At 57.6% G+C, this 9,932-nt stretch carries 7 protein-coding genes; 3 read left to right on the top strand and 4 right to left on the bottom strand.

Annotated features, from left to right (window positions below; genetic code table 11):
- Window positions 1–68 precede the first annotated feature (68 nt).
- Window positions 69–575 (bottom strand): FMN-binding negative transcriptional regulator, encoded by a 507-nt coding sequence (locus IVA98_RS27385; protein WP_247355818.1) that lies wholly within the window; start codon window positions 573–575, stop codon window positions 69–71.
- Between the two features lie 1,047 nt (window positions 576–1,622).
- Here IVA98_RS27385 and IVA98_RS27380 point away from each other — a divergent pair.
- The 3 genes from IVA98_RS27380 (at window position 1,623) to IVA98_RS27370 (ending at window position 4,179) form a co-directional block, all read left to right on the top strand.
- Window positions 1,623–2,099 (top strand): hypothetical protein, encoded by a 477-nt coding sequence (locus tag IVA98_RS27380; protein ID WP_247302444.1) that lies wholly within the window; start codon window positions 1,623–1,625, stop codon window positions 2,097–2,099.
- A gap of 5 nt (window positions 2,100–2,104) precedes the next feature.
- Window positions 2,105–2,617 (top strand): hypothetical protein, encoded by a 513-nt coding sequence (locus IVA98_RS27375; protein WP_247302446.1) that lies wholly within the window; start codon window positions 2,105–2,107, stop codon window positions 2,615–2,617.
- A 632-nt stretch (window positions 2,618–3,249) separates the two neighbouring features.
- Window positions 3,250–4,179: a TauD/TfdA dioxygenase family protein gene (locus IVA98_RS27370; protein WP_247355817.1), complete on the top strand. Its 930-nt coding sequence runs from the start codon at window positions 3,250–3,252 to the stop codon at window positions 4,177–4,179.
- Between the two features lie 770 nt (window positions 4,180–4,949).
- Here IVA98_RS27370 and IVA98_RS37745 read toward each other — a convergent pair.
- The 3 genes from IVA98_RS37745 to hemN form a co-directional block, all read right to left on the bottom strand.
- A complete protein-coding gene (locus IVA98_RS37745; RefSeq protein WP_247355816.1) occupies window positions 4,950–5,930 on the bottom strand; it encodes a carbohydrate porin in 981 nt (326 codons plus the stop codon).
- Between the two features lie 1,819 nt (window positions 5,931–7,749).
- On the bottom strand, window positions 7,750–7,938 hold the full coding sequence (locus IVA98_RS27360; RefSeq protein ID WP_247355815.1) for a hypothetical protein: 189 nt from the start codon (window positions 7,936–7,938) through the stop codon (window positions 7,750–7,752).
- Between the two features lie 196 nt (window positions 7,939–8,134).
- The gene (gene hemN, locus IVA98_RS27355) at window positions 8,135–9,466 is read right to left on the bottom strand and encodes an oxygen-independent coproporphyrinogen III oxidase (protein ID WP_247355814.1); all 1,332 of its coding nucleotides are present in this window, start codon (window positions 9,464–9,466) and stop codon (window positions 8,135–8,137) included.
- Between the last annotated feature and the right edge of the window lie 466 nt (window positions 9,467–9,932).

The raw sequence follows: 9,932 nt of genomic DNA, 5'->3' as shown, positions 1-9,932 counted from the left end.
CCAATCAGCAAGCCGCCTGACCCTTCACGCAACGCCATCGTAGAACTCGCCGTGCTCGCGCGCATGCGTCAATCAGGCGGCCTTCGTCGTATGCGTACGACAATCCGCTTAAGCTCCGTTTTGATGAAATCGGCAGGGGCGTCAGACACCGCCCAGCGGTCTTTGCCCGAGCGCTCATGCACATCGGTCAGCCGCGTGACCACCTTTCGCAGCCGATCGGCATCATCGAAGAATTCGACCGGCCCGTAGGCATGCACAGCGACATAGTTCCACGTCGGTACGGCCTCGCCTCTCTCGTGCTTGGTCACGTACCAGGAGGGGCTGACATAGGCCTCCGCTCCAGCGAAAATGGCCATCGCCTCGCCAGTCGGTGTCAGCTTCCACTGCGGGTTCGCACGCGCCACGTGGGCGTAAATCGTGCCCATGGAGCCTTCGCGCTCGTCGAGTACTACGGGCAGCATCGTTCCAACAAGCCCTTCGTGAGTAGCGGTAATCAGTGTCGCCGAGCGTGCCTGGCGCATTGTCCGATGAACGTCGGTGATATCGACAACTTGGAAGGAGGGCGGCGTGTACATCGACGAAGCTCCCCGGCAGCCCGACGGAAAGCCGGGCGACTCATCATTCGGACTGGGTACACCTCATGCTGGATCATAAAAAGGATCAGTTTTGGTGGGTGGTTTCAGTCCTCCGCGCGCGCTAGGCCCTGGGGGCGGTAAACCTATGACGCGTCAAAGGTGCAGGTGCACATCGGAGGGTGAGTTTGCACTCTGGTCAGCCGTTGCCTTCTATGCGCCCGCTTGCAGACGAATTCGGCTCTTCGCGGCGATGACTGCAGCACATGAGCAGCTTCACCTTAGGGCTGTGAGTGGGGACGACCAGAATTGCGGCTGAGCCCTGCTGCATCAGCTCGAAGCGCCGCGAGTCGCAGGTTGGCGGTGACTGGCTGTGCTAGATCCGCCCCTGGCACTGGACAGACAATCAAAAACAAGGAAATCGTAGCCATTCCGGCGGCGTGATGATTGCCGGTCATGAAATCGATAGGAGGCGTCTGTCCGTGTGATGGGCCTGGCACGCGACATACGGGGCCAATCTGGCCCATCTATATCGCAGAAGAAGGGGCCCGACATCCGACGTGCAATCCAGGAAGACGAGGATCCCAGCCGCGCCGCCTATCTGTTTCCCGCGGATGGGAATTATGATGCATCACGCGTTCTGGTGCAGGTCGAGAATGCCGAAGAGCTCAAGCGCCTCCCGCCGGTCCAGCAAAACGTCAGGAGCGACCGCCCATCCTCCCAGGCCGGACGTGTTGCGCGCTACAGTATTCCGCTGACGGGGCCTCGAAGCATCGACCGCTGCTTTCATCGGCCGTGATTGGCTCTATGGCTACCCAGATCCATCACAGCTGGCGCGGAGCCTGCGGCTGCACACTTCGGCTGTTGCGTCGCATGGTTCCGATCTTCCGATCCTGCCTCATTGAGGACGATCTGATGGCGTTAACGCCGCATGCTGATGGCCTATTCCAGTTCAGCATTTCAGTTCGAGAGTTCAAGTCCTCGTGCGGATTTTCCGGGTAAGAGAGAGCATATGCCTATGAAGGACACGATGAGCACATCAAGCGGTCGTTGCGCGTGCTCGGCGGACTTGCTGTCGTCGTCTGCGTCTCTTCCGTGCTCGGATCGAACAATGTGCGATCGGAAGCCCTCAAGGGCTTTGGCTCTGCAGCGACGGGCGGCCTTGGAGGCGAGGTAGTTCAGGTCAGATCAACCAAAGCTCTGAAGTATGAGTTGTGTCGTTCGTACAGCTACGGGCACTGCAATGACAATAGTCCGCGCGAGATCCAGGTAGCCGGAACAATAGACTTTACCGGTACGGAAGGGCAAGGCGGGGGGCAGGGTTGCCAATACGGCCGTGCTTGTTCGGCACCTTACAAGAGTGAGTCCCTTCTCCTTATAGACGGCAACGATGCGCATTGCGATGGCAAGGAGAAGACATTGGTCGGCTTCGACAGGGCGGGCAAGCGCCCGCTAGAGATTGGCTCAAACAAGACGGTGATCGGCGTTCGCCCGATCGCTACAATCAAAGGGAAGGGCTACGCCTAAATGGGGTGAGCAACGTCGTTATTCGCAATCTGACCATCAGTGATATCAATCAAGGCGTGATATTTGCCGGCGATGCTATTGCAATTGCACGAGCCGACCTGGTTAGGATCGATCACAACCGATTTCACAATATCGGGCGGCAGATGATTGCCGGCGGTTTTGGCCCTACGACGAATATTACGATTTCCTGGAACGACTTCGATGGCAGCGATACCTATTCCTCCTATTGTAACGGGGAGCACCATTGGAATCTCCTGTTTCTTAGTGTCCCGCAGACGATCACCATCGCAAATAACTATTTCCATGAGATGTCAGGGCGGGCGCCGCACATTGACGGTGCGCAGGCTATTATTCATCTCCTTAGCAATTACTTCCGCAATACGAATGCGCAACAGAGCGGCGGATTCTTCCATGCAGTGGATGCTGGACCATCTGTGCAAGTACTGATCGAGGGCAACTACTTTGACAACATTGAACACCTATCAAGACTGGTAGTGGACATATCTTTGGCTTGTTGAGCAAACCAGCCGGACCGTGCAGAACATCTGCCTCGCCTTGCTCGGACGTCTGTGCATCGAGAACATCGCGATCCCAGTGCCGCGGATCAATGGCTTTCGCCTGGATGAAGCCGTAGTTCATCGTTTGGAGCTCTTCCAAGGTCATCTATTCCTCTTCCATTTCCAGCCGATGGTGTTTCGGCAGTGATCACGGCCAGGGCAGGTCCCGGACACCTTGAGAGCCGGTGATGGCCCTTTCGCAGAGGCGGCTCGAGACTGGCCGACGTCCGCACTGTTAAGCGGAGGGCGCATACTGGACGAGAACAGCACGCACAGCTGGCTGCCCGGCGTTGCACGAGGACCGTATGGCCGTTCTCTTCGGGTGCCGAGCGGTACATTTCTTATCGATTATGTGCCCTATGCCTTCCGCCGCCGACCCGGGTGGCGTTGGCAAGAGGGTGGGAGGTGGCATCGAGTTCCTGGAAATCTGTTCGACTCAAATCCGATCCTGTACCTGACGGACGTTCACAGCTCCGTTTTCCGACTGGCATGGTGCTTGCTCGAGAGTACCCGTAGCGCGAGGCTCGCCTACGAAACCGAGTCACACGCGCCTTGCCCGCTTGAAGAATCCGCAAAGCTTGGAAAAATTCGCAATGAAACAAACGGCTTCGACCGAGAGTGTCATTCCACTGACCGACGTCGTCAAGCGCGCAGCGCGCATCGGTGTTGAAATCAGAAATATCACGCTCTCGGGTGATTTACCGAGCCAAACTATCGCTGGGATCAACAGCTTGCTGCTCGAACACAAGGTGATCTTCTTCCGTGATCAGGGGCATCTTGATGACGCGGAGCAGGAGCGCTTTGCTGCTTGTTTGGGAAGGCTGGTGCCGCATCCGACGCTCGGTACGATCAATGGAACGACCTCGATCATCGAGCTTGATTCCGCGCGCGGAGGTAGCCGGGCTGATGTATGGCACGCCGATGGAACCTTTCTCGCGGCGTATCCTAGACTTGCGGTGCTGCGAGCCCTTGTGGTCCCATCGTCCGGTGGCGATACGATCTGGTCGAACGCTGTGGCCGCCTATCTGGATTTGCCGCGGCCGCTCCAACGGCTTGCCGACGAACTCTGGACCGTTCACAGCAACGCCTTCGACTACGCCGGGACCTGCCGTGTTCGCGAAATCGACCAGAAGCATTTTGATGAGGTCTTTACCAAAACGATCTATGAGACGGAGCACCCGGTGGTCCGTGTACATCCCGAGACCAGCGAGCGCGCGCTGGTGCTCGGCGATCTGGTGCAAAGGTTTATTGATATCCCAAAACGCGACGGTCAGAAGCTGTTTGATCTATTCCAGTCTCATATCACGGCACCCGAAAACACCGTACGCTGGAGCTGGAAAGAAGGCGATGTCGCGATCTGGGATAACCGCGCAACGCAGCATTATGCGGTCAACGATTACGGTGACCAGCATCGCGTCGTTCATCGTGCCACAATCGATGGTGACGCGCCCGTCAGCGTCGACGGTCGATGCAGTGTAACGCGCCTCAAGACGACGAAGCACCCGTCCACGAAGGTTGGCTAGCAAGGCTCGGCAAATTCACCGATCATGCACTGCTCTTATCGCATGTTCGCGCGAATAGATGTTTGAGAAGAGAAGTGAACCCAGCAGAACGCCACGCGCATTGGGTGGGAGGGCTAACGCGCCGCAGACTCGGGAGGCGACCTCCTTGCTGGAGTAAGATGCTAAAGCTCGTCTCGACCGACGAAAATGAGTCAGCATTCGAGTGGCGCAAGTCATCCGGCCGCGTCCGCGTCGATTTGCCGCCGAAGGGGGGCACATCTCCGCCGACCTCGCGCATCGCGTTTCGGCCAGCGCCACGACCGTCGGACAGATATAGCGATTGCCGTGGTTGGGTAGCTTTGGCACCTGTGTCGCGGTTCCGCTTACCATACCTCTTCGGCGTGAACTAAGCTCCGAGGGCACGATTTCGGCTTGTCATGGGGAGCTCGGACGCGAGTCTGACGAACTGCACCAGCAATCATCCAAAAGCAATGTCGCTGCCGCAAGCTCAGCACTCAATTGAACAAATGAGCATCGGAGATCATTCCGCGGCCGGAGGGTATAGCTCTTGCGCAAATACGATGTCGGCCTATCGCCCGTAGACCGAAGCAGCAGGCTCTAACCTACCATTCCCAACAGCATGCTACGTTGGATATCACGGCTCAATTAGGGGGTACCCGGCTTCGCGTCAGGAGCACAGCGGATACCAAAATCGCCGTGATGGGTGGCCCACCGTTGAAAAGGGCGAGTGGGGATATCGACTACATGACGGTCCGCGCAGTCCTGAGAGCCTAGAAGAATATCGACGTAGATACCAATATATTCAGGGCGTGTCCTGTTTGCGGCGTGTAGGTAATGCTTGTCGGGTGATTGATGTACGTCAGTCCTACGGTTGTATATATCCCGGGCGCCAGATGCGCCGTATAAAGTCCCGAAATTGCTGTGCTGTCCCGGTGCGCCAGCTGCTCTTTCCCCAATGCAGCGTCCACCGCGAAATGGCTCCAGATGGTGTTGTTGACAACAAGACTCATCTGATCAGTGGGCCGGCTGTCAAACAGGCCCTTCGCATACAGGCGAAGCTCGTAGTACTGGCTAGCCCTATTTAGGTCAGGCGGAGCGTACATCGCAGAGAACCCGCCATAGATTCCGCGAGATGCCGAGCCATGGACGGCAGACTGCCAGAATTGCCTATCCGCAGCTACATAGTAGACGCTGTTCGCCTTGGCTGTCGGTTGCGTCGGATGCTGTAGGTCCGTGTAGCTGCTGTTGTTAAAGCCCGCGCCAGCCCGCAGCCAAGTCTCGGGTACCCCGGGAGCAGGCTTGTTCTTATAGCAAACTTCATCAAGTAAAAGAATGCCCGCGTCGCGCGTGCTCCAGTTCAAGCCAGTGGGGTTTTCGCTTACATGCGTATATTGACCGGCTGGACTGAGCGAGCGCTGGATTGAGAGCTTGTTATATAAGCGATCGTCAAAATTGTACTTCAGATTGAGAGCCGGCGTTGGCGCCCAATTGTTGCTCATGCCTGCTTGGAACAGCATCTTCGACGAGGGGCCAAACACCTTTTCTCCGGCACCCGCAAACTCATGTTGGTTCCTGAGGTAACCCACTTTGAGTTCGATCTTCCTTTCAAACAACGTTTGATAGTAGGAAACCGCACTGATTCCCAGTCGGTCTGGCCCGGCGCTCTTCCATGTCCAATATTGATGCTCTGCTCCCACGACGATCTGACCGTCGGGAATCCCAAACCGAGCGAGGTCATAGGTGACGATCATAGAGTTGACCGTACTAAATGTCGGATTCTGGCCGACATATTGTTGATTGGCGATGGTGCTTCTGGCGGCATTACCGAGTTGATTGTTGACAAACGTGTTTAGGGTCCAGCCAGCGAATCCAATCCCGAGATCCGAAAGCTCGGATCTGACAGAAGCTGTATCCTGATCTATGGTGTCCGCAGGACCAGGCCCAGTGAACGCCGCACCTTTTTCGCGGAGCTTCTCGAATTTTGCGAATGGGTCAATCTGCTTTTGACTTCTGCTCTTGGTGGTGACCTCCGCACTGTCGCGCGTTGTGGTAGACCTAGCTGCGTTTGGCAGCGAGTTCTCAGAAAGGCGCGCTGCTCCTTTGGGCCGGCCGCTTCGGAAGGTTACAGCCGGATTCGAAATTGTTTGGCTTCTTGCTCCGGCGAGCTCATCGGGGCTGTGACTTCTAGGGCCAGAGATATCACGAGGTTCTGCCTCCGCCGAACTGCAGGCGAGACTAGCTATCAGGGAAAGGAGAATACGCCCTCTTGACTTCGCACTTGGTCGAGAGATGAAAGCAACTTCGCCAGCCGAGTATGTCCGCATGGATACTGGCGCTATACCGCAACAATGCATCGTGATTTCCACGTCCGTCGATTTGAATAAGGTGCACGTCCACCTGACGGTCTAGACCGGTTCGGGATCCTAGTGCTCAAGGCGGACTAGGTGACGCTTGAGGCCAGGCGGCATCTCTGTGCCAACGAGACCCGCTCAGCCTTCCGCGCTATCACCACTGCTGGCGCAGCTTGGCCAACGTGGTGGTACCCAGCGCGGCGCAACCCAGCCGCTCGATCGCTAATCGAGTGCAAGCATCTGCGTGTCGAGACGGGGAGTGGCCTGCTCGATGTGACGTTCGCCGGCAAGAGATTGGCGGCCAGCGCCGGAGCCCAGGGATTCTCGCGACAAATCCGCTGCCACGAGGATGTTCTTCAACAGAGAGCCGCGCTAGCTGAGCTCGCATAAGAACACGCCGGACCCTAGAAACGCCCGCAGCTCGGTCCATGGGATGAAGCACAGGCGGGCAGAAGGGGCTAACATCTTTTGACGCGCGTAAGCTCGCTGAGGCCGGCACGAGGCCTTGATTGGCTCTCATGGGAAGATGGAGAGCGCGATTGGAGGCGTTTTGAAGCTGCGGGACCAGACAGAACATCCATCAGCTCGATTGGATTTACCGGATCTATATCGCATCGCGACTTCGTCCTTGATGTGGCCCGAGCGAGTTTCACCGGCACTGACTGGCATGTGTCCGTCATCTCCATCAATTGCTAGGTTTGGTAGGTTGACCGGGCGCGGGACGTCGGCCTCGCTGTGCGAATCTATCGTGCCGCTCGGCGCGAGACCGTCCCGGCGTTCGGGACGAACTCCGGTATGGCAGCATCGAGGGGTGGTATTCGGGAAGGTCGCTTCGATTCCGGTTGCGCGAGGCTCTTACGGGAAACTTGTTTCGATCCCGCGGGATCCGGTTCTAACTGTGGTGCTCGATTATCGTTGGCGCCGTGTCGCGCCGGCGCCGGTCCTTTTGTGCTCTTTGATCTAGCTCATCGCGTCGACCAGCTGCTGCTCTGGATTGCACGCAGCGATCCGTAGCGATCCTGGTCGAGCGGCGACCATGCACATCAATAGGATCCGTCGTGCATCACCACGAAGCGCTCCTCTTTGCTGGGAGTTCGTATCCAGCGTAGACCGCAGGCTGATTGCGGTATCCCGGGCTGCCAGCGCTTGAGGAGGTCGAAATATCCTCGTACATCCGGACGAGCTCGATCAGGTTTTAGATACCGAAGTCGCTGAACGCCTACATCTCATCTTCTCCGACGCGGTAGACCCAAATGAAGCCGTCCTCGATCGCCATTTTGTTGGCGACGTCCCGCAGCCAGTTGTCGTCCTGGTCGAGGTCCGCGGCCACACGGGCGATGGTGGTGATGTGATGAACTTTGTCGGTCACGCCGCTTGAGCGGACTGCGTTGCAGTCGGGGGCGTCCAATTGCCGGCAGCAACTCGCCTAGCTGACTTCGCGGCTAGGGCCGGGTCGGCTCTCGTCGCGCAGCTGCGCACGGCGTCCTTTACGAATTTGGCGCTGTACGTGAGTGCACCAGGTGAGCGAAAATCGTTACCCGGGCTTCTGGGCGCGTAACGGAAGGTAATGCATTCATACGATCAGCGCTCCTTGGCTGGTCTTGTCAGAGCGGCGCGCCAAGATAAGCATCGAATGCGGCGGCCACGGCGCGAGTTAGAAAACGATGCTCCTGCCTCACGCGGATGAATCCCTTTTCCACCTCCACGATCCCATCCTCGGCGAGCATTGCCAAGCGTTCGGGTGAACCGAGGAACGGGACCGGGTCAAATCCATGAGCAATGCAAATTGCCGGCACGTCGACCTCGAAATCGCACATCAGCCGCTCGATGATTGCGGCCCGGACGCGGTCTTCGAGGCTGAGACAGTAGCCCTTTGACGTCGCCAGACGGCCGGCTTTGATTTGGCGGCTGTAAGAACCCGCTGCAACTTCATTCTGGACGTAACCATCGCCAACTCGGCCGATGGCCGACGGCCCGAAACCGATGACTTTATGGCAGGTGTCGGCCGAGTAACCCAGTGAGTTCCGCCGCAGGCGACCGGCTTTCTGGGCCAGCGCGAGCTCATCGTCCGGCAAGGCGAAATGGTCAAGTCCGATTTGGCGGTAGCCCGCAGCAATCAGTGTATTGGCCATTGCCGCGGCCTGTTCTGCACGGGCAGGGCTGTCTGGCAGCGCTGCCTCGTCGATCAGGCGCTGATTCTTCTTAAAGGAAGGAACATGCGCGTAGCCAAATACCGCAAGCCGGTCTGGTCGCATGGCCGCCGCCGTAGTCGCGGTCTGAACGCAGGACTGCACCGTCTGATTTGGCAGACCGTAGATGAGGTCGAAGTTGATGCGCATTACTCCATGCTGCCGCAGCATTTCGACAGCGCGCTCTGTTTGTGCCTCACTCTGAACGCGGTTAATGGCCTTTTGAACAATTGGATCGAAGCTCTGGACGCCCAGGCTCGCGCGGTTCACGCCGGCAGCCGCTAACGCTTCGGATGTGGCGAGCGTGAACGTGCGCGGGTCGATCTCAACAGCGATGGCGGCCGTTTTCGAAACCACAAAGCGGCGGCGCAGAAGTTCCATCAGTGCCCCGAACTGCGCGGGCTCGAGGAGGGTCGGCGTTCCACCGCCGAAGTGCACGTCGCTCACAGGCAGCCGTTGCGGCACCTGCGCCGCGACCAACTCGATCTCCTTACGAAGAACCGCCAAATATTCTAGGATGGGTGAATCCCGGCGAGTGATGCTTCGAGCGAAGCCGCAATACCAGCAAATCGATCGACAGAACGGAACGTGGAAATAGAGCGACACTGACTCATTAACCGGCAGGCGCTGCAGCCATTTCTCAGAGGCTTCGGCGCCGACCACCGTGGAGAAGTGGGCTACAGTTGGATAGATGGTGTACCAAGGAAGACGAGCATCGCAATACTTTTCCAGGACCGAGGTCTGCAACGATTGTTATCCTATGTTTACGAAGTTTGTGGTCGCAAGCAAAGTCTTTTGCATTCCTTTTTGCCGACAGTAGTCCGGAACGTCGCTAGACAATTGGAAGCTTGCGTGACGGCCGATCTGCTGACGAAACGCGGTGTGGGATAGCAAGCCGTTCCTCTCGAAGACAGAGAACAACTGCTGCAGGCGAGATACTCGAATCAACACGGCCACGGCGGGGCCCCAGATTCAACTCCGCTTCGCTAATCTCCGACGTTCGCCAACGAGACATCCACCGGGGCCGTTGACGCTGCTAGAGCTCGAACTGCTCCACGAACTGACTCGTGCGAGGTTCATCGATCAAAATTGATACGTCGCCTCGCAATGTTTATCAACTGACAAGGTTTGGTAGTTGACTTCTGCCTGGCGTATTCCCCGTTTACCCAGGGATCCTGCGCCGGCTCGGGGACATCCCGGTACGTAGTCGAAC

Source organism: Bradyrhizobium sp. 160 (assembly GCF_023073735.1).
Classification (GTDB): domain Bacteria; phylum Pseudomonadota; class Alphaproteobacteria; order Rhizobiales; family Xanthobacteraceae; genus Bradyrhizobium.
The sequence above is the reverse complement of the archived record's forward strand: the minus strand, read 5'-3'. Positions and strand labels throughout refer to the sequence as shown.